Annotated in this window: 20 protein-coding genes; 7 read left to right on the plus strand and 13 right to left on the minus strand. The window is 49.2% G+C overall.

Features of this window, described 5'->3' with window-relative positions; all coding sequences use genetic code 11:
* Positions 1-16: 16 nt before the first annotated feature.
* The 9 genes from K2G41_RS07175 to K2G41_RS07215 form a co-directional block, all read right to left on the minus strand.
* Positions 17-655, minus strand: coding sequence for a DedA family protein (locus K2G41_RS07175; RefSeq protein ID WP_300116900.1), 639 nt, complete (start codon positions 653-655; stop codon positions 17-19).
* Positions 656-960: 305 nt separating this feature from the next.
* Positions 961-1,563, minus strand: coding sequence for a uracil-DNA glycosylase family protein (locus K2G41_RS07180; protein ID WP_300116805.1), 603 nt, complete (start codon positions 1,561-1,563; stop codon positions 961-963).
* Positions 1,564-1,606: 43 nt separating this feature from the next.
* Positions 1,607-2,815, minus strand: coding sequence for an FprA family A-type flavoprotein (locus K2G41_RS07185; protein ID WP_300116901.1), 1,209 nt, complete (start codon positions 2,813-2,815; stop codon positions 1,607-1,609).
* A gap of 197 nt (positions 2,816-3,012) precedes the next feature.
* A complete protein-coding gene (efp, locus tag K2G41_RS07190; RefSeq protein WP_300116807.1) occupies positions 3,013-3,579 on the minus strand; it encodes an elongation factor P in 567 nt (188 codons plus the stop codon).
* A 60-nt stretch (positions 3,580-3,639) separates the two neighbouring features.
* Positions 3,640-4,203 carry a peptidylprolyl isomerase gene (locus K2G41_RS07195; protein WP_300116809.1) on the minus strand — a complete coding sequence of 188 codons (564 nt, stop codon included), beginning with the start codon at positions 4,201-4,203 and terminating at the stop codon, positions 3,640-3,642.
* Between the two features lie 55 nt (positions 4,204-4,258).
* Complete coding sequence (locus tag K2G41_RS07200) at positions 4,259-5,029, minus strand: C4-type zinc ribbon domain-containing protein (protein WP_300116811.1); 771 nt, start codon at positions 5,027-5,029, stop codon at positions 4,259-4,261.
* Positions 5,030-5,063: 34 nt separating this feature from the next.
* A complete protein-coding gene (locus K2G41_RS07205) occupies positions 5,064-5,876 on the minus strand; it encodes a Nif3-like dinuclear metal center hexameric protein (protein ID WP_300116813.1) in 813 nt (270 codons plus the stop codon).
* A gap of 7 nt (positions 5,877-5,883) precedes the next feature.
* Positions 5,884-7,647 carry an aspartate--tRNA ligase gene (aspS, locus tag K2G41_RS07210; RefSeq protein WP_300116815.1) on the minus strand — a complete coding sequence of 588 codons (1,764 nt, stop codon included), beginning with the start codon at positions 7,645-7,647 and terminating at the stop codon, positions 5,884-5,886.
* 172 nt (positions 7,648-7,819) lie between these two features.
* The gene (locus tag K2G41_RS07215) at positions 7,820-9,100 is read right to left on the minus strand and encodes a DUF4143 domain-containing protein (protein WP_300116817.1); all 1,281 of its coding nucleotides are present in this window, start codon (positions 9,098-9,100) and stop codon (positions 7,820-7,822) included.
* A 346-nt stretch (positions 9,101-9,446) separates the two neighbouring features.
* Here K2G41_RS07215 and K2G41_RS07220 point away from each other — a divergent pair, with 346 nt between their 5' ends.
* The 5 genes from K2G41_RS07220 (at position 9,447) to K2G41_RS07240 (ending at position 15,720) form a co-directional block, all read left to right on the plus strand.
* Entirely contained in the window at positions 9,447-9,968 is a 522-nt protein-coding gene (locus K2G41_RS07220; RefSeq protein ID WP_300116819.1) for an RNA polymerase sigma-70 factor, read from the plus strand.
* Positions 9,969-10,057: 89 nt separating this feature from the next.
* The gene (locus tag K2G41_RS07225; protein ID WP_300116821.1) at positions 10,058-10,867 is read left to right on the plus strand and encodes a FecR domain-containing protein; all 810 of its coding nucleotides are present in this window, start codon (positions 10,058-10,060) and stop codon (positions 10,865-10,867) included.
* On the plus strand, positions 10,867-13,479 hold the full coding sequence (locus tag K2G41_RS07230; RefSeq protein ID WP_300116823.1) for a TonB-dependent receptor: 2,613 nt from the start codon (positions 10,867-10,869) through the stop codon (positions 13,477-13,479). Before K2G41_RS07225 ends, K2G41_RS07230 begins: the two co-directional genes overlap by 1 nt.
* Before the next feature lie 48 nt (positions 13,480-13,527).
* Positions 13,528-14,520 carry a DUF4249 domain-containing protein gene (locus tag K2G41_RS07235; RefSeq protein ID WP_300116825.1) on the plus strand — a complete coding sequence of 331 codons (993 nt, stop codon included), beginning with the start codon at positions 13,528-13,530 and terminating at the stop codon, positions 14,518-14,520.
* A 225-nt stretch (positions 14,521-14,745) separates the two neighbouring features.
* Positions 14,746-15,720: an acyltransferase family protein gene (locus K2G41_RS07240; RefSeq protein WP_300116827.1), complete on the plus strand. Its 975-nt coding sequence runs from the start codon at positions 14,746-14,748 to the stop codon at positions 15,718-15,720.
* A 175-nt stretch (positions 15,721-15,895) separates the two neighbouring features.
* Here K2G41_RS07240 and K2G41_RS07245 read toward each other — a convergent pair whose 3' ends face one another.
* From K2G41_RS07245 to secD, 4 genes are all read right to left on the minus strand, one after another.
* On the minus strand, positions 15,896-17,149 hold the full coding sequence (locus tag K2G41_RS07245; protein ID WP_300116828.1) for a glutamate-5-semialdehyde dehydrogenase: 1,254 nt from the start codon (positions 17,147-17,149) through the stop codon (positions 15,896-15,898).
* Between the two features lie 57 nt (positions 17,150-17,206).
* On the minus strand, positions 17,207-18,295 hold the full coding sequence (gene proB, locus K2G41_RS07250) for a glutamate 5-kinase (protein ID WP_300116829.1): 1,089 nt from the start codon (positions 18,293-18,295) through the stop codon (positions 17,207-17,209).
* A 16-nt stretch (positions 18,296-18,311) separates the two neighbouring features.
* The gene (proC, locus tag K2G41_RS07255; protein WP_300116830.1) at positions 18,312-19,100 is read right to left on the minus strand and encodes a pyrroline-5-carboxylate reductase; all 789 of its coding nucleotides are present in this window, start codon (positions 19,098-19,100) and stop codon (positions 18,312-18,314) included.
* Positions 19,101-19,348: 248 nt separating this feature from the next.
* Positions 19,349-22,228, minus strand: coding sequence for a protein translocase subunit SecD (secD, locus tag K2G41_RS07260; RefSeq protein ID WP_300116833.1), 2,880 nt, complete (start codon positions 22,226-22,228; stop codon positions 19,349-19,351).
* Between the two features lie 315 nt (positions 22,229-22,543).
* Here secD and K2G41_RS07265 point away from each other — a divergent pair, with 315 nt between their 5' ends.
* The gene (locus K2G41_RS07265; RefSeq protein WP_300116835.1) at positions 22,544-23,695 is read left to right on the plus strand and encodes a hypothetical protein; all 1,152 of its coding nucleotides are present in this window, start codon (positions 22,544-22,546) and stop codon (positions 23,693-23,695) included.
* 22 nt (positions 23,696-23,717) lie between these two features.
* Positions 23,718-24,926: an acyloxyacyl hydrolase gene (locus tag K2G41_RS07270; protein ID WP_300116837.1), complete on the plus strand. Its 1,209-nt coding sequence runs from the start codon at positions 23,718-23,720 to the stop codon at positions 24,924-24,926.
* The last annotated feature ends 225 nt before the right edge of the window (positions 24,927-25,151 follow it).

Below are 25,151 nucleotides of genomic sequence, written 5' to 3' on the forward strand. Positions count from 1 at the left end.
ACAATTGATCGGATGATCAGGCAGCGGGAGTCTTGGCGCGGGGCTTAAACGCATTCCAGATGATGACGGCTATGCAGATGACACCGATGCCTATTCCGATATATGTCAGATAATCATTGTATTCCTCTACTTTTGCGTAAAGTTGATCCTGCGGGACCATCTTTCCGAGCCAGTAGCCAAGCACACCGAGGACAATATTCCATGTCAATGCGCCAAGACCTGTGAAAATAACGAATTTGCCGACATTCATCCGGGCCAGACCGGCAGGGATGGAAATGAGCTGACGGACAGCGGGGATGAGACGGCCTATGAAAGTGGAGATCGCTCCGTGCTTGTCGAAATACTCTTCGGCATGGCGCACTTTCGCTTCATCTATCAGGCAGGCATGACCTAAGCGGCTATTGGCGAAGCGATAGACGATCGGTCTTCCGATCCAGACGGACAGATAATAATTGATGAGCGCACCTATGATCGCACCAACGGTGGCGAGTCCAATGACGGTGTAGATATCGACATCGCCTTTGGTACAGGCAAGATATGCTGCCGGCGGAACGATTACTTCAGACGGAAACGGAATGAATGAGCTTTCGACAATCATGAAGCCGAGTACCAGCAAATAGACTGTCATAGGATCGGCAACAAGAAATTTTGCCATGATCCCCGCAGGATCAAAGATGGCAAGCAACGGTATGAGGTCAAACATTTTTTCTTTTCGGGGGGTGATTGATTAGTAAATGAAACCGAGTGAGAGACAAGTGTAAAATACACAACACCCTCGAAAGGTTCACTATGCAAAATTACATATTTGCTGACTAATATCAAAATTACGCCTGTAGATCGTTGGATTTGTGGAGTGTGAAAAATACGTGGGGAAAAAGACAAAATTAGATCGGTTGTAGGGTCAGCGCAAGCGCAGACCCTACAACCGATTGGATTATTTTTTTGACAATCACGAGCAGATCAGTCAAGCAATCCTGCCCTTCGGAAAAGCTCGCGGTACGCATCAGCTTTCTTTTCGACAGCAAGCGGGTAGGCGCGTGATGTAGATGGCATACGCGTCATCTCCAGCAGTCTGCCGTCTGGTTGCCATGTCACTTCGATCCACTCACCGATATTCGGGACGGATGATGAAGTTATCATTGCGATCACTCCAGCAGCCTTCTCGCCGGTCGTGGCGATGTAACGGCAATCAGGCATCTTCTCAAGCAGCGCGTTTAGATCCACCGGTTCGACAATTTCAAGAAACTTATCGGAGGCATTGTCTTTAAGCCGCCTGACGGCTGCCCCGGTGTCGTGAAGCGCAATCCCTTTCTCTTCGAGGAACTTTCGGATCAGAGGCTCGTCAAATGTTCCGTCAGGAAGCCGGAAATGGTTGACGTCGTCATAGAAAATTATTCCCATGACGCGCCAGAAATCATTGGTCTTATTGGGGTAGTAAAACTCCATGGACCATCTGATCGGTTTCGGAGGGAAGGTGCCCATGATGAGCACTTTTGCATCCGAGGGTATGAACGGAGGGAACGGATGCCGTTCCAACGGAAGTTGTGAAGAATCTGCTGTCATGATGCGGAAGAGATTAGGAGTTACGTGTTAGAAATCCGGGATATCAATCCTCTTTGTCAAGAAGCTTTCCGGCAAGAGTTTTTGCAGCTTCTCGGCATTGCTCGATCTGCTCGGATGTCGGGGCGTGTTTGATTGTAAGAGGATCGACTGTGCAGGAAGTGTTGAGAGCGTCGAGATACCCCGACATTACTTTAACAGCCTGCTGCGACCATGAGCATGATCCTACCATCATTATTTCACGATTTTTAACGCCACGGGTCACGATGGCTTCCATAACGTTTCTGATCGGGGGGAAAAGCGTGTCGGAATATGTCGGGGAGGCTATGACGAGTCCGCGATGACGGAATATATCGGCCAGCATATAGCTGAGGTCTGCCATGGAGGCGTTATGGACGGCAATGTCACGTATGCCAGCTTCGGCGAAAGCCTCGGCCGCTCTTTCTGCCATGGCCTCGGTGTTGCCATACATTGATCCGTAGATAATCGTCACACCGTTGTCGAGGGGTTCGTAGCGGCTCAACTTATCATAGAGATCCACCACTTCGGAGAGACGACTGCGCCATACGGGTCCGTGGGTAGTGCAGATTGTGCTGATCTCAAGATTTTCAAGTTTTTTAAGAGCGCGCTGAACAAACTGACCGTACTTACCGACGATGTTGCTGTAATATCTGACCATTTCAGGGAAGTAATGGTCTGTATTCATATCAGTATCGACCACCGCACCGTTGAGTGCTCCGTAGCATCCGAAGGCATCGCCTGAGAAGAGGGTTTTCTCTTCCTCAAGAAATGTCATCATGGTCTCAGGCCAGTGGACCATAGGTGTGAGTGCGAACCTGAGTGTCGTTCCGTCACCGAGCGAGAGGGTATCGCCGTCCTTGATTGCGAGAGTGTTTGTATCTACGCCGTAGAAGCCTTTCACCATTGCGAGGGTCTGGGCATTGCCTACTATCGTTATGTTCGGGAAAGCATTGCGGAGCATACGGATGGCACCGGAGTGATCCGGCTCCATGTGATTGATTATCAGATATTCGGGATGACGGCCACCGTCAAGCTCATATATGTGGTCTATCTGACGCAGGGCATAATTGGCATCCACGCCGTCAATGATGGCACTCTTTTCAGAGCCGGAGACAAGATATGAATTATAGCTGACACCGTAAGGGATCGGCCACATTGCTTCAAAAAGTTCCGATGTTCGGTTGTTGACTCCAATATAGTGGACACGTTCTGAAATTCGACTTACTTTCATTATATCATATCAATAAGTTAGTTGAGGAGTGATAATTATAGTCGTTTAGACTTTTTTTATGGTCAGCCTTGCGGCATAGCCAAAATATAAAAGGCCACGGACTGACCGCGGCCTTTTTGTGGAGTTATCGTCTTTTCCCGGATGATGTGGTGGATTGACTCTCTATGAATAAGCGTCGTGACTACATCGACCGGAGGTGATTATTCCTTGATGCGTTCAACGTATGAACCGTCGCGGGTATCGACACGTACCTTGTCACCGATGTTGCAGAAGAGGGGCACACGGATTTCAGCACCTGTCTCAAGAGTTGCGGGCTTGAGGGTGTTGGTGGCGGTGTCACCCTTGATACCGGGTTCGGTATATGTGATTTCGAGAACCACGCTGGTGGGCATTTCGCAAGTAAGGATGGTGTCAGATTCTGCATGAACCATAGCTTCGCAGATGTCGCCTTCCTTGAGGAACTGCACGCCGTCGATGCTCTCGCCGGGGAGTGCTACCTGCTCGAAAGTTTCGGTGTGCATGAAGTTGTAGCCCATATCATCCTTGTAGAGGTACTGGTAGGGACGACGCTCGATGCGGACTTCGTTGACCTTTACACCGGAGTTCCAAGTCTTGTCAAGCACGCGGCCTGTCTTTACATTTTTAAGTTTTGTACGCACGAAAGCCGGGCCTTTACCGGGCTTTACATGGAGGAATTCAACGATAAAGAAGTAGTTGCCGTCGATATCGAGGCACATACCGTTTTTAAAGTCAGCAGTTGTTGCCATGGATTGTTAATGGTGTTGTTGTGTTTGTTGTTTAAGCGTTAAAGAAATCGATGACTGTCATCAGTTTCCGCAACCGTCACAGCCGCCACCGCAGCCCGATTCGTCGCCACAGTTGCCACCGCCGCAGCATCCGCCGCCACAGGTGGGATGGAGTTCTTCGGGGGTAGCGTCGCGGACAGTGACCACTTTGCCTTTGAAGCGGAGGTCCTTGCCTACGAGGGGATGGTTGAAGTCCATGACCACATGGTCAGGGGTAACTTCGACAACTTTGCCGGTGATGCGGAAACCTTCGCCGGTCATCATGGGGATGTAAGCTCCTTTCTTGATGGTCTCGGCATCGAATTTGCCATCGACCATGAAGATGCTCTTGTCGAGCTTGGCCACATCATCAGGATTATAGGGGAAGCCCTCGCCGGCAGCGACAGGCACGTCAAACGTCTGTCCTGCTTCCAGTCCTTCGAGCGCGCGCTCAAGCGGAAGGATGAGACCCTTTGTCACTCCGAAAATGAAGCGTTCGGGTTCTTCGTCAATGACATTGTGGACGAGGCTTTCAGTCCCGTCGGGAGCGACCTCATAGAGGTCATAGCTTATTTCGACATATTTGCCGGGGAGAATCTTTTCCATAATTTACTTTGTTTTTAATCCGGTTGATAATGTTAACTGTTGAGCGGGCAGAGCCTTAAGCCTCTCCAGTCACACCGGCCAGTTCGGGGTCGATCATGATGCGTCCGCAGTATTCGCAGACAATGATTTTCTTGTGCATCTTGATCTCCATCTGCTTCTGCGGGGGGATGCGGTTGAAGCACCCGCCACATGCGTTACGCTGGATATAGACTACGCCGAGACCGTTGCGTGCGTTCTTGCGGATACGCTTGAATGCAGTGAGTGTGCGGGGGTCGATCTTGGGTTCGATCTCCTTGGCCTGAAGGCGGAGGCGTTCCTCATCCTTCTTGGTCTCGGAGACGATCTCCTCAAGCTGATGACGCTTATCCACGAGGATGTGGTTGCGGTCAGCAAGAGTTTCCTCCGCAGCGGCGATGTCGGCGCTCTTGTTTTCCATCTCGCGTGCATACTGGTTGATGCGCTTTTCAGAGAGTTGGATCTCAAGGGTCTGGAACTCTATCTCCTTAGATAACAAATCAAACTCACGATTGTTGCGGACATTGTCGAGCTGCTGCTTATAAGTGGCAATCTGTGCCTGAGCCTGCTCGATGTTGCTCTTTTCTTTTGCCGATTTCACACGAAGCTCTTCGATTTCGGCACGGAATTTGTCAATGCGGGTGTGGAGACCTTCGATATGGTCTTCGAGGTCACGCACTTCCTCAGGGAGCTCACCGCGGATGGTCTTGATGCGGTCGATTTCGGAGAGGATGGTCTGGAGCTCGTAGAGGGCGCGGAGACGCTGCTCTACTGACAGTGACTGTTCGGTTTTATTTTGCTCTATCGCCATATATGTGTTATAGTAGAATTTTTATAATTCTTTGTCAGACGTAGCGCACCGGATTTTGTTCGGCGCGCGACTGCCGGACTGCAAAGGTAGGAAATTTTTCTGAAATTATGGCCGAAAAAATTGATTTAGTGCAGATTTCGCTCTCAAAGTGGCCGGTATCTATCATCAGGATCTTTTTTCCGAAGTCAACGAAGTCATGATAGCGTGTGTCGGATGTGATATAGGCATCGGCTTCCTTCCCGATGGCAGTGCCGACGAACTCACCTCCGGAACCGCTGCAGAGTGCCACGCGACTCACTTCAGTCATCCCTTCCGGGCCGGCCGAACGGCGGATCACCGGTGCACCATAGACCTCTTTCACACGATGGATGAATGCATCGGTCGTTAGCGGAGCTACAAAGCGGCCTATGACACCGAGTCCGGTGAGCGGACTGCCGGGCTGTGGTGCGAGCACGCTCATATCCTCCAGTCCGAGCATAGTGCCGAGCTTGTGTGACACTCCGAGGCTTGCGGAGTCAAGGGCTGTATGGGATGAATAGACGGCTATACCCCCTGAAATAGCGGAGATCACCGCACGCTCCACTGGTGAAGCGCCGGTGATCTGCCTTAGACCTTTGAAAATCAAGGGGTGGTGGGAAATGATGAGGTTACAGCCTTCCGCCTCTGCTTCAGCGACTACTTCGGGGGTCACGTCGAGACAGAGCATGACTCCGGTGCATGGCGACGAGGGGCTGTGCGGGCATAGCTGCCAGCCTGTGTTGTCCCACTTCTCCTGAAGGCCGGGAGAGGCGAAGTCTTCAATGCACCCGACAATATCGGCAAGCGTCACGGATTGCTTCGCGCTCATGATCCAGTTATTTCTTTTCGTCCTTGAGGTCGAGACGGATGCAGAGCTCATCGAGCTGAGAGTCATCGATGGCCGAGGGCGCATCGATCATCATGTCACGGCCTGAATTGTTCTTCGGGAATGCGATGACGTCGCGGATCGAGTCAAGTCCGGCGAGGATGCTGACAAAACGGTCGAATCCGAATGCAAGACCGCCGTGAGGGGGTGCGCCGAATTTGAATGCGTTCATCAGGAAGCCGAATTTGTAACGTGCGTCCTCTTCGGAAAGACCGAGGAGATGGAACATCTTGTCCTGAAGGGCTGCGTCATGGATACGGATTGATCCGCCGCCGAGTTCGTTGCCGTTGACCACCATGTCGTATGCTGTAGCGCGCACTGCACCGGTGTCGCTGTCGAGGAGGTCGATATCGTCAGGATTGGGTGCGGTGAAGGGATGGTGCATGGCGTAGTAACGCTGTGTTTCGTCGTCCCATTCGAAGAGGGGGAAGTCGATGACCCAGAGGCAGGAGAATTTCTGCGGATCGCGGAGACCGAGGCGTGAGCCCATTTCCAGACGGAGTTCGCAGAGCTGCTTGCGGGTTTTCATTGTCGGGCCGGCAAGGATGAGGATGAGGTCGCCCGGTTTTGCACCGCAGCGGTCAGCCCATGCGCGGAGCTCATCTTCAGTATAGAATTTTGATACGGATGATTTGATCGAGCCGTCAGCTTCAACCTTGACCCACATCATGCCTTTTGCACCGATCTGCGGACGCTTGACGAAGTCGGTGAGCTGATCGAGCTGCTTGCGGGTATAGTCGGCGCATCCGGGAGCGACGATCGCGCCGACGTATTCAGCATCGTCAAGCACGGCGAAGCCCTTGCCGCCGGTGAGGTCCTTGATCTCCACGAATTCCATGCCGAAACGGGTATCGGGCTTGTCTGATCCGTAGAGACGCATGGCATCGGCCCATGTCATGCGGGGGAAGGGTTCGGTGAAATCAATGTCTTTGACATATTTGAAGATGTGTTTCACGAGTCCTTCGAACATGTTGAGCACGTCCTCCTGATCGACAAACGACATCTCGCAGTCAATCTGTGTGAATTCCGGCTGACGGTCGGCACGGAGGTCCTCGTCACGGAAGCACTTCACGATCTGGAAGTAACGGTCAAAGCCGCTGACCATGAGGAGCTGTTTGAATGTCTGAGGTGACTGGGGGAGGGCATAGAATTCGCCGGGGTTCATGCGTGAGGGCACGACGAAGTCACGTGCTCCTTCGGGTGTTGATTTGATGAGCACCGGAGTCTCGACTTCGAGGAAACCTTTGGAGTCGAGGTAGCGGCGGATCTCGAATGCCATACGGTGGCGGAGTTCAAGATTGGCACGCACGCAGTTACGGCGTAGGTCGAGATAGCGGTATTTCATGCGGAGATCGTCACCGCCGTCAGTATCGTCCTCGATGGTGAAGGGAGGAACGTCGCTGCGGTTGAGCACCTTGAGGTCAGTGGCGATGATCTCGATGTCGCCTGTCGGAAGATTCGGATTCTTGCTTGTGCGCTCGGCAACCTTGCCGGTCACCTGTATCACGAATTCACGTCCGAGATGACTGGCGGCGTCACAGAGAGCCGCATCGTTCTCGACATTAAATACCACCTGAGTGATGCCGTAGCGGTCACGCACATCAACAAAGGTCATACCACCCATCTTGCGGGCGCGCTGCACCCAACCGGCGAGGGTCACTTCCTGACCCGCATCGCTGAGTCGGAGTTCGCCGCATGTTTTGGTCCTATACATAGCAGAACTTTGCTTATTATATATTTAATGGTTGTTTTTATTCTGTTTCAATTGTTTTTCATGCGGAGCGATTGCTGTCAATACAGCGTATGCCCCTTCAATCCGCAAAATTACAAAGAATCAGATAGAAAATCAAAAAATAATTTTAGTGCATAGCGTTCGTTGAGGTTGTTTATGCCCCTAAAGTTGTGACCGGGATAACAAGGACACCGTCTCTGCGACGGTAGGCGAATGAACCGACTGCTGTCAGCACCATAAGAAATGAGGGAGCTTTCATACGTTCCAGATCGATTTTTGAGGCTAAAGATTTAAGACTATCGACAGCAGCTTCGATCTGGGCATCACCACCAAGTTTGATTTCTATCAGTCCGTATTGACCATTAGGAAGATGTACGACTGCATCACATTCAAGACCATTTTTATCCCTGTAATGGTACACTTCTCCGCCGAGAGGTTGGGAATAAACACGTAGATCGCGTGCGCAAAGAGTCTCGAAGATAAGGCCAAATGCTTTAAGATCGTTAAGAAGATCCCCCGGTCCGATACCTAAGGCTGAGGTGGCTATTGACGGATCGACAAAGTAGCGTGTATCCGTACTGCGTATCGCTGTTTTCGATTTCAGGTTTGGATTCCAAGCAGGCATATCCTCGATTACAAACATCGAGCGAAGCGCGTCAAGATAGTTGCGTACCGTCTTGTCCTCCATCACATTCGGATCTCCGCCATTCATATCCTCAACAATTTGTCTAACCGAGGTTTGAGTGCCTTGAAAACGGGCGTAGGAACGCATGAGTCTTCGAGCTCTCTCCACACTACGATCTACTCCATCAACTTCACGGATATCTATGTTTACCACAGCATTATAGTAGTCTTGTGCCGGATCAAGGGCGACTTCTTCCGGTAGATCAGTCACTACCGGCCAACCACCTCTGCATATCAGAAAAGCAATTTTTTTTAAGTCGGCATTCGCTTCACATCCTATCCGGTAGTCCGGATCTTCAAACAGTTTGGCAAGGCTGACATCACCCGATGAGTCTCCTGACTCATGGAGTGACATTGGTCTCATTCTTAACCAAGCGAACCTTCCTGTCCCGGAATGGCTTATTTTTGTCCGATCTGCCGGTTTTGCCGAGCCTGTCAGGATGAACTGGCCGCGTTGCCTACGGTGGTCAACCGTGTAGCGGACAGCATCCCAAAGTTCAGGCGCAAGTTGCCATTCATCTATTAGACGAGGGATTTCTCCGTCAAGAATTAGTTCCGGATTTTCCTCAGCAAATAGGAGATACTGAGATTTGCGTTTGGGGTCGGATAAAAATATCGCGCTTTTACAATGATGCTCGGCTGTAGTTGATTTCCCACACCACTTAGCTCCTTCCAATACGATTGCACCGACGCTTTTCAATCGTCTGCTTACTTCGGTATCTATTATTCTGTGGCGATATATATTTTCCATGAAGACTTATATTTTCCACAAAATTAATGAATTATATTGTAATTACCAAATTTGGCCGGTTTTCATTACCCAATTTGGCTGGTTTCCATTACCCAATTTGGCTGGTTTTCATTACCTGATTTGGCCGGTTTTCATTACCAAATTTGGCTGAAGCGTGTTTTAAGGACAGGCTATTTTGATACCCGGATTGGCCGGAAATATCTATGTATTTCATAAAATTTTCTACTGACAATGTAGATTCTTGTCTCTGATTTTATCCTGACATGAAAATTATTCCCTACATTTGCGACTGAAAAAATCGAAAACCGGACTAATTTCGATCAGAACTCCATTCATAGAAACAGCCATGACCTACGTTCTCTCCAAGGCCATAGATGCCGATGAGATATTCCGGCGGTACTACCGTCCGCTCTGTCTCTACGCCCTTCATTACCTCCGTGTTCCGGAGAATGCCGAGGACGTGGTGCAGGACTGTCTGACGGATTTTCTCGAACGAGGAGACAGTTTGAATTCCATCGGGCAGGTGAAGGGCTATCTCTACATGATGGTCCGCAACCGCTGTCTTGATATCTTGAGACGTGACAACAGGATAGATTACGGACATACACCTGAGGAGTTCGAGGAGCGTCACGATGATGAGGACTACGAGGAGGCATCATTCATCGAAGCCCGGATGTGGACAGCGATCGACTCCCTGCCGGAGCGTTGCCGTGAAGTGTTTCTGATGAGTAAACGTGACGGTCTCAAATACGAGGAGATTGCGGAGGAGCTGGGCATCTCGGTCAATACTGTTCGTAATCAGGTGAGCAAGGCACTGAAAGCACTGAAGGATGGTTGTCATCGTATCTATATGTTTTTCTTTGGATAGGTATGCGTTGAAAATTTTTTTTGTGGGCATAGTACTTTTGGAAAGTCTCTCCGTCGTAGGTATAAAAAACAACAGATAAACTCAATCCTATGGACAGAGAAAACAGACATCTTAATTTCGTATTGAAGTATTACGCACCCGGACGCTTCGACACGCGCCGGGCATTGGCTACATATAGATCGGACCATCCGGTGAAACTGTCGCTTTGGAAGAGATATGCGGCTGTGGTAGCCGTGGCATTATTGCTTTCTGCGGTTAGCTGCTTCCTTCTCGTGCGCAATATGTCTGACCGGACCGTGTGTCTTTATGCTTCTGATGCAGCTGTCAGCTATTTGTTGCCAGACAGTTCGGAGGTCGTATTGTATCCTCATTCTTCTCTCTCTTATAAGCGTGCGGGTTTCGGTGACGGTCATCGTGATGTGGATATGAGGGGTAAGGCTGAATTTAAGGTCTATAAAGATCCTCAAGTCCCCTTCACCGTCATGGACTCAAATGCTTCGGTCAGAGTTCTTGGTACGGAGTTCACGGTTGAGCAGTTGCAGGGTGATTCTGTCACCTCTGTAAGTGTCAGGAGCGGTAAAGTGCTCTTCAGGGCCAAGGATCGGACTGAAGGAGTGGAGCTGACGGCCGGAATGATTGCATCATTGCAATCAGGTGAGACGATGCCACAGATCATTGCTACGGCTGACGTTGTTGAGGCATCGGCACACAGATTCGTGTTTAATCGCGCTCCGCTTGCCGCTGTGCTAAAGGAACTGTCGGAACATTTCAATGTCGATCTCTCGTGTGAGGCTAAAGGTAAGATACTTACGGCTGAATTCGAGACCGACGATCTTGACGAGATCATTAAGATGATCGAGAAATCACTGAATGTAAAAATTGAAAAACGTCAGAAGTGATGCGCAGGATATTCATCGTGGGTGTAGTGTCGGTGATACTCTCCCTCCTGAGTCCTTCACCGGTAGCGGGCAGGACTGCTGACACAGTGTCGCAGAAAATGGAATATCTTAAAAAGGAATATTCCGTGAAATTCGTCTATGATTCATCTCTCGATCTTGATGTGCCATATTCCGGACCATCGTTGGAGGGCAGGAGTCTTGACAAGGCTCTGAGGCTGCTTCTGGGCCGGAATGGGTTGCGCTGGGAACGTAATGGCGACTATGTGGTCATCCTTCCGAAAAAGTACCATACTGTGAGCGGTTATGTCACGCAGGAGGATGGCGAGACGGTGATCAATGCTACCGTCCGCGATACGGCCTCAGGTCTGGGGACGCTTACGAACGAGCATGGTTTCTATAGCCTTACACTCCCTGAAGGTAAGCGGTCTCTTCGCTATTCATTTATCGGTTTCCCGGAAGAAACTGTGGATGTGGATCTTAAATCAGATCGGAGATACGACATCTTGCTTCATGGTGGTGAGCAGCTTGATGAGGTCGTGGTTACTGCCGATCTAAATTCTCCGCATCACACCACTCCGACCGGAAAGATCTCACTTACGCCCAAGGATCTCGGACGTGAATTTGCACTGCTGAGTTCGCCGGATGTGGTCAAGACATTGCAGACCCGTTCAGGAGTTGCCGCCGGGACGGAGCTGATATCAGGACTGTATGTGCATGGAGGCGGTCACGATGAGAATCTTTTCATGATTGACGGTACGCCTCTCTATCAGGTTAACCATGTGGGAGGACTCTTCTCATCATTCAATACCGATATGATTAAGAACATCGACTTCTACAAGAGTGGTTTTCCGGCCCGTTATGGAGGCCGACTTTCGTCAGTGGTTGATGTCCGCACGCGTGACGGCAATATGACCGATTATCACGGCACATTCAGCATTGGGCTGCTGGACGGCCGTCTGCAATTCGAAGGCCCGATAGTCAGAAACCGCACTTCGTTCAACGTCGGCTTGCGAAGATCATGGCTGGATCTGATCACGACACCACTACAGAAACTCAGAAAGAATCGGTCGTCGGACGACTATTTCCGCACCTCGTTTCATGATTTCAATGCGAAGATCACACATGTGTTTTCAGACCGGAGCCGTGCCGACATAAGTATCTATTCCGGTGAGGATGTTTTCAAGATAACGGACGAAATGAAGACCGAGCGACTGTCGCCTGAACCTGTGGCACTTATCGGTAATGAACATGAGAAGATAGATCTCCGTTGGGGCTGTCTGACTGCCGCCATCAACTGGAAATATCAGTTTTCATCGAAGTTCTACGGAGTATTCACCGGTTTATACACCTACAACCATTCAATTAATGACTACTCTCTGGATGACAAACGGTTTGAGGGGGATGAAACTACATTCATGTCTCGATGGAACACTTCCAACCATGCCACGATTAATGACGGAGGCTACCGCATGGAGTTTGACTACCGTCCCGACGGTCGGAATCATATCAGGATGGGGTCGAATTACCTAATGCACTTTTTCAGACCGCAGAATTATTTTTCGGAGAGCATTCATGGTGACGACAGTATGATTGATACCGTCGTGCGTCACCTTCAACATTCTTTCCGAGGACATGAAGTATCCATTTATGCGGAAGATGATATAGCCCTCAGCAGGAGATTGCGGATCAATGCAGGACTGCATCTGACTTTATTCAATATTCCGGGCAAGACCTACACCTCCGTTGAGCCGAGATTTGCCGCGCGGTATCAGTGCAGCGATCGTCTGACTCTGAAAGCTTCCTTTACGGAGATGAGCCAGTTCATGCATAAGCTGTCAAACACCTACCTGAATCTGCCAATGGATATATGGGTCCCATCCACCAAGCAGATTCATCCCTCACGTTCACGCCAATATGCGGCAGGTGCTTATATGATGCTTCCTCACAATCTGCGATTCAGTGTCGAGGGATATTATAAGACCACGAAGAATCTGCTTGAGTATGACGGCGGTAACAATCTCACCCCTCCATACGAGGCTTGGGAGAGCAATGTGAGTCAGGGCCGTGGACGGAGCTATGGAGTCGAGATCGAAGGCAGTTACGGCAATGAGCGCGTCAGTCTTGATGCAGCCTACACACTTTCATGGAGCGAAAGAAATTTCCCTGAGTATTATGCCGGATGGTATCCCGACAAATTTGACAACCGCCATAAATTCAACATCAATCTTTCATGTAAGGTATCCAAAGGTGTGGATCTGTATGTCGGTTGGGTCTATCATACCGGAAACCGCATGACTGTGCCTCAACAGCTTGCCGTAGGCCCGATATTGCCCGGTCCGCAATCAGGATATGATACCGATTACGTGTGGGTATATGATAAACCTAATAATATCAAGTTGGACGACTATCATAGGCTGGATCTGGGAGTAAATTTCCGTAAGACCGGCAAAAGTGGCCGTGAGCGCATCTGGAACGTGAGTATATATAATGTGTATAGTCGTATGAATCCGCTCTATGCACGCATAAAGATCAGGGACGACGGATCGTATGTCGGAAGGGCTACGGCTTTATCTCCGATAATGTTGTCGTTCAGTTATACACTAAAATTCTAAATCAAAATCAGTATGAGGTTTTTTGAATCAACTATAATATGCGTCCTTTTGGCAGTTTTTATCTCATCATGCGATTCTTATTTTGAAGTAGGTGAACTGGATTCCGAGGAACAGCTCGTGGTGTATTGTCTGCCGGTAGCCGGACAGGATACGACTGTGATACAACTATCCAAGAGTGTGACGCTTGGCGGAAGCGGGTTGCCGACATTCGGTCTTGCCGGAGCGGAGATTAACTTCAATGTCAACGGAGAGGCGAAGGAAGTTTTATGGAATGAGGAGGGCAGGGGTATTTTACCACCGATGTGTTACTACTCCGTAGCTAAAATAAAGGCTGGTGATGTGATAGAAGTGGAAGCGGCTTACAAAGGATTACCTAAGGCTACGTCCAGAACTGTGGTTCCTCAATCTTTTCCGGTAGAGAAAGTTGAGCTGACATGTAAGCCGGGAGAAAATGTCGGTATGCAGGTTCGCGTGACTTTTACCGACCCTGTCGGTTCAGATGATTATTTCGGGGTGAAGATGGTTCGTCAGGAAGTCTTTCAGGAGTCGGTAGGCGATGTGGTGACCGATGTGGCTTATAGAAATATCGTGACCTGTGACTTCGCTTTCGATGATGAGCCGATCTTCAATAATAAGGTGGGACTTGATGCAGCCTTGAATTTCGATTATGATTACTATGATTACCTGTATATCTGGACCGATACAGAGATCCAAGGACGGACATACACTTTGCGAATGGACACATCGTATCTGACACCGGAAGAATTCAGTTATACAAATTGGGACGGTAATGTAACCACGGCTAAAGTCTATTACAGATATAAAATCTATCTTTACCGTCTGACAAAAGAGTTCTACAGTTTCCTGAAATCTGTCAACGATATTGCGAACAATAACCTCGGTCTGCATGGCTTTGCCCCTCTCAGGGGGAGTTACACGAATGTCAGCAATGGTTTCGGAGTGGTTGGAGGATGTCAGATTTCAGAATCGCCGTGGCTTGATAGTCCCGTTGAAGGTAATTCTACGGTATGGGGCACATAGTTTTGATGTAATTGTCTGATGTGCAGACTTCCAGCAGACGCGCGATAAAGTCCGGCTTGACTTTGCGTTCGATCTAATAAACAGTAAAAATAAGGTTTGCGTAATATTCATGTTGTGCACCTCATGTTGAAGTATTACCTTTGCATGGCAAGCCGCTGATCAATCGTTATTATTTCCAAATGATCTGCTCGGTCCTTCACTTATGCACTCCATTCTCGTTACGTTATGCTGAAAAATATAGATGTATTGAAGTACTTGATGAGTATTCTCGTAGTAATGATTCACGCCGGTTATTCTTACGAGATCCCGTTCTTACGCGTGGCTGTACCCGTTTTTTTCATCCTATCGTCATATCTTTTCTTTTCAAGATTACCTGAGGATGATGGAATGGTGCGTGAAGCATTGATGAAATTCCTTAAACGAGCATCCATGCTTTATCTGTTTTGGTTTGTCGTATTGCTCCCGACGACTTTTATCATCAGGGACTGGTATCGATTAGGCGTCGGGGAAATTATCGAAAAGATCATCTTGGGCGTATTGATAAGGAGTACCTTTCCGGCCTCATGGTATATATCGGCCTATATTATAGGAATAGTGATAACGTGTATGCTCCGTAAACATGATCGGGTGCTCCTTACAATAGGAGTGATTACGTTTATGATCTGTTGCCTCACTTCAAATTATTATTATCTACTGGCTTATGTGCCCTATGGAGATGTGTTGCAGAAGTGGACGGATAATTATGAGATGTATAATAGTTTTCCTATGGGATTACTGTATATCTACATGGGAATGAAGTTGAAGGGTTGGCTCGATTCCGGACTTGGTACAATTACTTTTATGCTTGTTGTCGGTATTGTATTATTATATATGGAAAATGGACTCATTCAATATTTTGGTTTCGGTAGGGCTGATGACGCCTACTTCAGTCTTTCTGTGCTGGCTCCGGCAATGGTCATGATGGCACTGAAACTACCTTCAATCGATATAAGGGAAGAGTTTGCAGTGAATCTGAGAAAAATGAGTACGATATATTATTGTAGTCATCTGACGCTCCTCATGGCATTACGTTCAGTAATGGGAGGGTTGGAAAAGTATCAATATCTTATCATTGTGCTAATCATTTGCACTATAGAATCATTCCTGATAATCAAGGCTCAGAAAAATAGAGTTTTCAGCTGGTTGAAATATTCTTACTGATGAGTATGCGAAAAAAATTATTGCACGATGAACCTTTCTGCCGTCACGGCGTTATAAAAATATAAGAAAAATAACTTTTTCCATTGCAAGAAATGTGATAATGATTGGTTTATTAACGAATTGAGGCTGTCGGGATGACAGCCTTATTCGTTATATATAGTTTTGAAATTATTCGTTAGGGTCGCGTCTGACCGTTTCCGTTTATCAAATATCTATAAGTGGTAATCTCACGAAGTCCCATCGGACCTCGCGGACCGAGTTTCTGCGTGCTGATACCGATCTCAGCTCCGAGGCCGAACTGTGCGCCGTCAGTGAAGCTTGTAGGTGCGTTGACATAGACGCACGCTGCATCCACCGATTGCTGGAAATGTTCGGCCGTAACATGATTGTCTGTGATTATACATTCGCTATGTCCTGATCCGTATTCGGCTATATGCTCCAAAGCGTCTTCAAGGCATTCTACCGTGCGTAATCCCATCTTATAGTCCATCCATTCTGTGGTGTATGTGGTTTCATCCGTGGTTTTTAGTAGGGAGGCGGGATAGTGGCCTTCCAATGCCCGGTATGATTCTTCATCCGCATGTATTTCAACACCCTTTTCCGCAAGGTTTTCGCATAGGGCCGGTAAGTCTGTGAGACGGTCACGGTGAATCAGCAGTGTGTCAAGAGCGTTGCAGACACTCACACGGCGCGTTTTCGCGTTTGTGATTATATCACGACCCATAGCAGTGTCGCCATCTTTGTCGAAATAAGCACTTACAACTCCAGCTCCGGTCTCAATGACGGGGACGCGAGCGTTGTCTCGCACAAAATCTATCAGTTGGCGACCGCCACGCGGGATACAGACATCGACATAGCCCACGGCGTTCAGCAGCGCGGCTGTTGCCTCGTGGGTCGAGGGTAACAGAGCCACACAATCAGTCGTGACGCCACATTCGGAAAGCACATCATGTATCAGGCGTATAATTGCATCATTGGATGCGGATGCATCACTGCCTCCTTTGAGGAGGCAGGCATTTCCACTGCGGAAGCAGAGCGAGAATACATCGAAAGTCACATTGGGGCGCGCTTCATAGATCACGCCTATGACACCGAAGGGGACGCGAACGCGACGCAATTGCAGTCCGTTGGGTAGGACACGCTCCTCCATCACCTCTCCGACCGGTGAGGGGAGCTGTGCCACATGGCGGATATCGTCGGCAATAGCCGTGAGACGTTCCGGGGTAAGGCGCAGACGGTCATAGAGAGGATTAGCGGTATCCATGTGTTGCAGGTCAGCTGCATTTGCTTCAAGAAGTTCATAGTGTGAAGCATCTACTGCAGCGGCTAATTTCATCAATACTTCTGCGCGTTTGGCGTCAGTCATGGCGGATATGATGCGCGATGACTTCCGGACGGCTTTGAATATATCATTAAGATTGGTTTCCATTATTCAGATACTATGTAGAGGAAGTTGTATGATTTGACAACGATACCTGTCGGTCGCTTATTCAATGAAAAGATAGTCGTAATGGATCACTGGGCGACCTCCACGCTGACCGAGAGCCGCAACGGTCTCGTCGCTGTTGAGTGAGGCACGGCCGAAACCAATGATCTCGCCTTCGGCGGAAGTAAGTGTGATGATATCGCCTTCCTCCCATTCGCCCTCGATGCCGGTCACGCCGATCGGGAGCAGGCTTACCGCACGGTCGCTGCGTAGGGCGGAGGCCGCATTGTCATTGACACGAACTATTCCTTTGGCGAAACTGCCGCTGTGGGCAATCCAACGTTTGATATTGCTCAGCGGTTCCGGGCGTGGTTCGAATAGGGTGTGTGGTGTGGATTCCGGTTTGGTGATGAGATCCACGAGTACGTTCTGACGGTCGCCGCGTGCGATATAGACGCTGACGCCTTCTTCCGAAAGTTTGCGGGCAATGCCACATTTTGTTCCCATGCCTCCGCGTCCGAAACCGCTTTTGACAGCAACAACATTGGTGCTTACATCCTCGCCGGGTGATACGCACCGGATCAGTTTAGACTCTGGATCGGAAGGGTTGCCGTCATAGATACCATCGACATTCGAGAGGATAACGAGCATGTCGGCATCCATCATGGCTGCGATGAGTCCTGAAAGTTCATCATTATCGGTGAACATCAGTTCGGTCAGGCTCGCCGTATCGTTTTCGTTGACTATAGGTATGACTCCGTTTTCGAGCATGGTCTGCATGCAGGCCCGTTGGTTGAGGTAGGATGTACGGGACGAAAAATTCTCTTTCTGGGTCAGTACCTGTCCGACCACGTAGCCATATTCGCTGAAGAGAGTGTTGTATATATTTATCAGGCGGATCTGGCCTATTGATGAGAAGAGTTGTCGCTGTGCGACGGCATCAAGTTGGCGTGACGGCTGCAACGCACCGCGTCCACAGGCCACCGCACCGCTCGACACGAGGATGACCTCATGACCGAAAGCGCGGAGAGCCGCTATCTGATCCACAAGAGCCGACATATTAGTTACGTTCGGCTTGCCATCGGAGCGAGTGAGCACGTTGCTTCCCACTTTGACCACTATGCGTAAGGTTTTATTTTCCTGTGCCATTATTTGAGTGTGGTTTTTAAGATTTGACTGATGCTTTCAGACCGCGGATCACGGCAGAGGTGAAACCGGCGTGTTCCATCTCGTTGAGGCCGCGGATGGTGATACCCCCAGGGGTCGTGACTTTGTCGATCTCAGCCTCCGGATGTGCACCTTCGACCGACAGCAGCTCAATGGCTCCGCGTAAGGTCTGGAGCACCATTTTCTGAGCGGCGGATGCCTTGAATCCGAGCTCCACGCCCCCCTCGGAAGCCGCGCGGACATAGCGCATGGCGTATGCGATGCCGCATGATGCAAGCGCGGTTGCACCCGGAAGATGGGCCTCGTCGATAACCATAGTCTCGCCAAGATAGTCAAACAAGGCAGTAACATCGGCAGTGGTATCCGCGGATGCATTCACGGGTACGATAAAAGTCATTGACTGAGCGACGGACATGGCGGTGTTAGGCATGGCTATCAGAAGCTTGGCCTTGTCTCCGTTGTCCTTTCCGAGCCATGCTTCCATCTGCTTTCCAGTCACTCCGGCCACGATTACGACGACTGTCTGACATGAGTAATCGAGAGCTGTCTTGATTTCGTTGAGTACGCTTTCGACAATCCACGGTTTCACGGCCACAATAACGATGTCTGCATCCTTGACGCAAGCTTTATTGTCGTGCATGGTCTGTGCTCCCGCTTCCTCAAGTGGTTTTAATGGAGCGGCGGAGGGATTCGAGACGCTGATGACGTAATTACCGTTGCCATATTTCAGCAGGCCGGATGCCACTGCGCTACCCATTGCACCTGCTCCGATGATTGCTATTCTCATGATCGTATGAATTTCTTGATTCCTTTTTACTTAGGAATGACATTTGCATTTTCGGCAAAGATACGGAGATTTATGAAATAATCGTCAAATCATGGGTGATAATTTCCATGCAGTCATTGCGGCCAATCACATTTTGACGCGGACTTACGGTTCCATCGTTTTATTTATGGTGTTGATGAGAGTTTGGAAAGAAAAAAGGAGTGCCCGAACCGGACACTCCTTTTTAGGATTATTTCAGTCTGTTTCTATCAGGCTTTCTTTGCATTGCGACGAGCGTCGGTGAGGTAAGCCACAGGAGCTGCCACGTAGATTGTGGCGAGTGTACCGATGATCACACCGAAGATCATTGCGAATACGAATGAGCGGATAGCGTCACCACCGAGGATGAAGATACAGAGAAGTACGAGGAGGGTTGACGATGAAGTCATGATCGTACGTCCGAGTGTCGAGTTGATTGAAGAGTTGATGGTGGTGTAGAAATTCTGCTTGGGATAGAGACCTACGTTCTCACGTACACGGTCGAACACAACCACGGTATCGTTGATCTGATAACCGATCACTGTAAGGATAGCGGCGATGAACGACTGGTCGATTTCCATTGCGAAGGGGAATACGCCCCAGAAGAGCGAGTAGAAACCAACGATGGTGAATGCGGTGAACGCAACGGCTGCGAGTGCGCCGAGTGAGAAGGCGATGTTGCGGAAACGGAGAAGGATGTAGAAGAACATGGCGAGGAGCGCGAGAATGACGGCGATGTAGGCGTCGGTACGCATGTCGTTAGCCACGGTCGGACCAACCTTCTGTGATGACATGATACCGATGTTCTCGTTAGTGGTCGAGAAGTCCTCGATGCTCATGCCGTTGAGCTGGTTTTCGAGACCCTTGTAGAGGATCTGGGTAATTTCGTTGTCGATACCTTCTTCGTCAGATTCGATCTTGTAGTTGGTCGAGATACGGACTTTGGTGTCATCGTCGATGGTGATGACGCTGAGCTGTGCACCGTCAAAGAGGGGTGCGAGCTGTGCCTGAAGTTCGTGAGTCTTGACGGGATGATCGAACTGAACCACATAGTTGCGGCCACCGGAGAAGTCGATGCCTTGGTTAAGACCACGGACAAAGAACGAGATGATCACTACGACTACAACTGCACCGACGATGCCGAAGCTGACCTTGCGTGCGCCGAGGAAGTTGATGTGAGTGTTGGAGAACATCTTGGCCGAGAGGGGAGTGGTGAAGGTGAGGTGCTCGAAAGGTTTGGTCTTGGCACACATGATGTAGATGAGGCGTGTCAGATAAACCGCAGTGAAGAACGAGCAGATGATACCGATGATGAGGGTGGTGGCGAAGCCCTTGATGGGACCTGTACCGAAGAGGAGGAGGATCACACCGGTGATGATAGAGGTGAGGTTCGAGTCAAAGATGGCAGAGAATGCGTTGGAGTAACCGTCAGCGATAGCTGTGCGGATGCTCTTGCCTGCACGAAGTTCTTCCTTGGTGCGCTCGTAGATAAGCACGTTTGCGTCAACCGCCATACCGAGGGCAAGCACGATACCGGCGATACCTGAAAGGGTGAGGACTGCTTGGAACGAAGCGAGGATACCGAAGGTGAAGAAGATGTTGAAGACGAGTGCGATGTTGGCGATGAGGCCGGGGATGAAGCCGTAGAAGAGGCACATGAAGATCATGAGGAGCACGATGGCCACAACGAATGACCACATACCGTCCTTGATAGCCTGCTCGCCGAGTGACGGACCGATCACGGTGTCAGAGATGATATCGACCTTAGCAGCCATCTTACCGCTCTTGAGCACGTTGGCAAGGTCCTTCGCTTCATCTGTAGTGAAGTTACCTGTGATCTGCGAACGTCCGCCTTCGATTACTGAATTCACGTTAGGTGCGGAATAAACCTGATCATCAAGCACGATGGCCACCTGCTTGTTGAGGTTGGCTGCGGTGATGCGTGCCCACTGGCGTGCTGCATCGGGCTTCATGTTCATCGATACATAGTTACCACCCTGCATTGCGTCATAGTCGCTGGTAGCCGATGTGATGACGTCGCCGCTGAGGGCTGCCTTGCCGTTGGCTGTCTTGAGAGCTACGAGCTGGTAGATGTTGACATTGCGCTTACCGCGTACAGAGTCATCGATCTGAACGGTCTGGGGCTTGAATTCCCAAGCAAGCTTGATATTTGCGGGGATGATTCCCTTTGCGACGGGCGATGCAAGGATAGCGTTGATGGTGTCACGTGCGGTGTCGAGAGCCGATCCGACAGTGATGGTCGGGCCACCTACCTGAAGGAAGTAGTCGAAAAGACCCTTGCCGTTGTTGGTGCTGTCGTTGCGAAGAGCGTTGTCAAGGTTCTGGAGCATCGGAGCGATGTCGGCGAACTGTGCGGTCTCGTAAAATTCGAGGTTCGCGCTTGACTTGAGAAGCTCGCGCACACGATCATGCTCCTTCACACCGGGAAGTTCGAGGAGGATCTGACCGTCCTTTTCGAGTTCCTGAATGTTGGGGGCAACCACACCGAACTGGTCGATACGGGTACGGAGCACGTTGGTCGAACTGCTGACGCGGTCCTTCACTTCCTGACGGAGTGAATTCTTGATGGCATCAAGGTTGTCGCCGCGCTTAACCTGATCCTTGAACACGACTGAGAGGTCGCCCTGAGGATCGAGCTTGCGGTATTCGTTGCAGAACACATCGATGAAATCGTTGCTCTTGTTTGCGCGGGTGATTGAGTCAGCGTTTGCTACGGCGCGGTCGAAGTAGGGATTGCCCTCTGCGTTGGCCATAGAGCGAAGGATGTCAGGGACTGAAACCTGCAGGGTGACGTTCATACCCCCCTTGAGGTCAAGACCGAGGCCTACGCCGAGTTTCTGTACTTCATTAAAGGTATAGCCTAAATAAACCTTCTCGTTAGCGATGTTCTTGATGTAGTCGCTGTAGGCTTTACGTTTAGTTTCAGGGCTGTTGTTGTCCTTGGCTGCTTCGATGGCTGCATATTCCGAAGCTTTCTTCTCATAGTGGTTGGTTACCAAGGTGAAAGAAAGGTAGAACAAGCAGATAAGCACCATAAAGATGGCGATTACGCCTGCGACAACACTTCCCAAAGATCCTTTGCTTTGCATTGTGGTTAAGTGATGTATTAAAATTAGTTAGTAAATGATTTTGAGATTGGTTTTCATGGAGAATCGGGGATTGCCCCCCGATTTCAGCTTGCAAATATACGAATTTTCTTTTAATTAGAGGCATTTGTGTGAACTTTTTGGCTCATTTTTGACACTTTACGGTTTTGTGGCTCAGGATGTACGACTAAATAAGCTAAAAATGTTTAATGAATAGCATGGCGTATAGCGGAATTAGTTATTTTTGCATTTGTCATGCGCGCGTCACTTTTCCGGTGACGGAGTAGCCGAAATGAAAATACAGTAAATAGTTGAGAAATGAACGTATTACGTATGCAATGGCTGCTGCCGGTTATTCTCCTCATCACCGCCGGCTGCAACAGCGATATTTTTATAGGTGCTGACCAAGTTCCAACGGTATCCGATGTCACTCTTGAGCCGGGTGGCGTCAGAGAGATTAACTATCAGGGAGAGGATCTGTGGGAGATTGCGCTCCTTCTGCCGACATTCAGTCAGATGAACGATCCGGCTTATAATGACGGTAACCCATGGGAGCACGACAAGCCGTATGAGGGATATCCGACTTACGGAAGAGAAGATTTCAGTTACATTTGCCGATACAGCTATGATTCCGGTAGATGCGACACGGTCGTTATGAGATACGGCGGATGGCTGGAGGTTTTCACGGAAAATACTGAGCTTTGCAGAAGTGTGACTGTGGAAAATGCATTTGTGAAGCTTGGTCTTGAAATTAAGCCGGAGAGAAGGGTTGAGATTAAAAATATGTATAATCTGACGGACTCGGCGTTCAAGTGTGTCCTTAGTTTCGATTACAGATATAAGGAGGATGTGGTCAATGTGACGGGTGGATCTACAATGCTTACGGAGGCAGGTAAATATGTCGTGGCGGGGATTGAGTATGAGAAGGATATCTTTAGGATAGAAACCCATTCGAGGGATACGATTCCATTTGAGGCATTCAACTATGGGGATGATAAACTTCGGGTCGTACTCCCGGTTGCACCGTATTCTCAGATGTTCACTGATTTCAGGATTAATCCTGAGATGGTTCCCCTGTTCGATTCCGGTCAGTCGGAAGTTGAGGTTGAGATTCCGACTTATGAGTGGATAACGTATAATGAAGACCTTAGTTATGGCGCGTCAGGTCTGTACGGGACCATGATACCTTTCTCATGGCAGACTGTGGTCATGCCGGGGCTTGATTCTGCTATATCACCGGGACTTCGTGAAATAGGTTATAGTTTTGAGCATGAATATGGGTTTACACTGTCACCTCATGTCGGTGTCAGAGCCTATCTATATGTAGATAGGATTACCGACCGCGTCAGGGGGAAGCTGAAAGCGAGGAATGCGGTCTCAGCCAATGAATTCCTTATCCCGGTTGATGTGATTGTCAATCAACCATACTTCTATGGAATGGATTATGAGAGAATTGATCTTGAAGAATAAATCAATTAAAACCGGAAATTATATGAAAATCTGCAATGCCTGCTTTCGTGTGATGATAGCGGTGACTGTAATATTGGTGTCTGCGGTGATAGCTTCCGCAACCCAGCCAGCTGACTCGGCAAAGAGATATATCCATCATCTCGGTGCGGATTTGCGCGTGGCTTATATAGCTCCAGCACGCAGTGCCGTTGAGAATACTTATTTAAGTTCTTCCGCCCGTGATGTGAGTGCATCAGCTCACATAAAATATTCATTCACCTATCCTTCGGCAAGCCGTGAGGGACGCTTGTATCCGGGTGCTTATCAAGGCGTCGGGGTGGGTGGCACTACATTTTTCGATAATTCCCGCACCGGGATGCCCGTGAGTGCCTATCTCTTTCAGGGCGCACCGATAGTCAGGCTTGCGCCGAATCTGACGTTTGGCTACGAATGGAATTTCGGGGTAGCGGCCGGCTGGAAAAAATACAACGATGACCTGTATCCCCCGGTCAATCTGATAGTTGGATCGCCCGTCAACGCCTATATAAATCTTGGATTTCTCCTGACTTACAGGTTGGACCGCAACTGGAGTCTTACGGCGGGAATTGATCTCACTCACTATTCCAACGGCAATACGTCGCTCCCGAATCCGGGTGTCAACAGTATTGGAGGACGTGTCGGGGTGGCACGCACTTTTGATAGCGACCACGCCCTGCGTACGCTTGTCAACAATTCGTCGGCGGGATCATTCCGCCCACATATAAGTTATGATCTTGTAGCTTACGGAGCGGTGCGCAAAAAGGTGGTGAATCTCAACGGTTTTGCTGAGGTCGTTCCGGGTCATTTCGGTATTGCAGGTCTGAATTTCACACCTATGTATAACTTCAATCGTTTTTTGCGTGCGGGCGTGTCGCTCGACGTGCAGTATGACGAAAGTTCTGATTTAGCTAAACACTGGGTCGAAGGTTCGGTAGGAGATTACATAAAGTTTTATCGTCCGTCGTTTTTTGATCAGGTGTCGTGTGGTCTGTCGGCTCGCGGTGAACTTGTCATGCCGATCTTTTCGATCAATGCCGGAATGGGCTATAACATCATAGGCAACAACGATACCAAGAACTTTTATCAGGTTTTGGCTCTTAAAATTCATCTTGCCAAGAGTTTTTATGTCCATATCGGTTATCAACTCAACAGCTTCAAGAACCCCAACAACCTGATGATCGGCCTTGGCTACCGTTTCCATGACAAGAGGTGATTTGGTTTGAAGTATAGAGAGTAAAGTATAGAGTATAAAAGTATAGAGTATAAAAGTATAGAGTATAGATAATACCAAGGTCAGGATTTCTGGCGGTTTCCATGTTAATATCGAGTTGCATGAGCTTGAATATCATGCTTCAACGATTCGTGGAGTCCGTAGAACCCTGACCTTGGTATTATCTATACTCTATACTTTATACTCTATACTCTACTGCCATTCACA

It is taken from the genome of Duncaniella sp. (assembly GCF_029056165.1).
GTDB lineage: Bacteria > Bacteroidota > Bacteroidia > Bacteroidales > Muribaculaceae > Duncaniella.

Bases quoted from the DNA above. Each gene is read 5' to 3' on its own strand.
- K2G41_RS07230 (WP_300116823.1), top strand. From the start codon at position 10,867: ATGCGCAGGATATTCATCGTGGGTGTAGTGTCGGTGATACTCTCCCTC.
- K2G41_RS07180 (WP_300116805.1), bottom strand. From the start codon at position 1,563: ATGACAGCAGATTCTTCACAACTTCCGTTGGAACGGCATCCGTTCCCT.
- K2G41_RS07265 (WP_300116835.1), top strand. From the start codon at position 22,544: ATGAACGTATTACGTATGCAATGGCTGCTGCCGGTTATTCTCCTCATC.
- K2G41_RS07225 (WP_300116821.1), top strand. From the start codon at position 10,058: ATGGACAGAGAAAACAGACATCTTAATTTCGTATTGAAGTATTACGCA.
- K2G41_RS07270 (WP_300116837.1), top strand. From the start codon at position 23,718: ATGAAAATCTGCAATGCCTGCTTTCGTGTGATGATAGCGGTGACTGTA.
- efp (WP_300116807.1), bottom strand. From the start codon at position 3,579: ATGGCAACAACTGCTGACTTTAAAAACGGTATGTGCCTCGATATCGAC.
- aspS (WP_300116815.1), bottom strand. From the start codon at position 7,647: ATGTATAGGACCAAAACATGCGGCGAACTCCGACTCAGCGATGCGGGT.
- secD (WP_300116833.1), bottom strand. From the start codon at position 22,228: ATGCAAAGCAAAGGATCTTTGGGAAGTGTTGTCGCAGGCGTAATCGCC.
- K2G41_RS07245 (WP_300116828.1), bottom strand. From the start codon at position 17,149: ATGGAAACCAATCTTAATGATATATTCAAAGCCGTCCGGAAGTCATCG.
- K2G41_RS07215 (WP_300116817.1), bottom strand. From the start codon at position 9,100: ATGGAAAATATATATCGCCACAGAATAATAGATACCGAAGTAAGCAGA.
- K2G41_RS07195 (WP_300116809.1), bottom strand. From the start codon at position 4,203: ATGGAAAAGATTCTCCCCGGCAAATATGTCGAAATAAGCTATGACCTC.
- K2G41_RS07205 (WP_300116813.1), bottom strand. From the start codon at position 5,876: ATGAGCGCGAAGCAATCCGTGACGCTTGCCGATATTGTCGGGTGCATT.
- K2G41_RS07200 (WP_300116811.1), bottom strand. From the start codon at position 5,029: ATGGCGATAGAGCAAAATAAAACCGAACAGTCACTGTCAGTAGAGCAG.
- K2G41_RS07220 (WP_300116819.1), top strand. From the start codon at position 9,447: ATGACCTACGTTCTCTCCAAGGCCATAGATGCCGATGAGATATTCCGG.
- K2G41_RS07175 (WP_300116900.1), bottom strand. From the start codon at position 655: ATGGCAAAATTTCTTGTTGCCGATCCTATGACAGTCTATTTGCTGGTA.
- proB (WP_300116829.1), bottom strand. From the start codon at position 18,295: ATGGCACAGGAAAATAAAACCTTACGCATAGTGGTCAAAGTGGGAAGC.
- proC (WP_300116830.1), bottom strand. From the start codon at position 19,100: ATGAGAATAGCAATCATCGGAGCAGGTGCAATGGGTAGCGCAGTGGCA.
- K2G41_RS07240 (WP_300116827.1), top strand. From the start codon at position 14,746: ATGCTGAAAAATATAGATGTATTGAAGTACTTGATGAGTATTCTCGTA.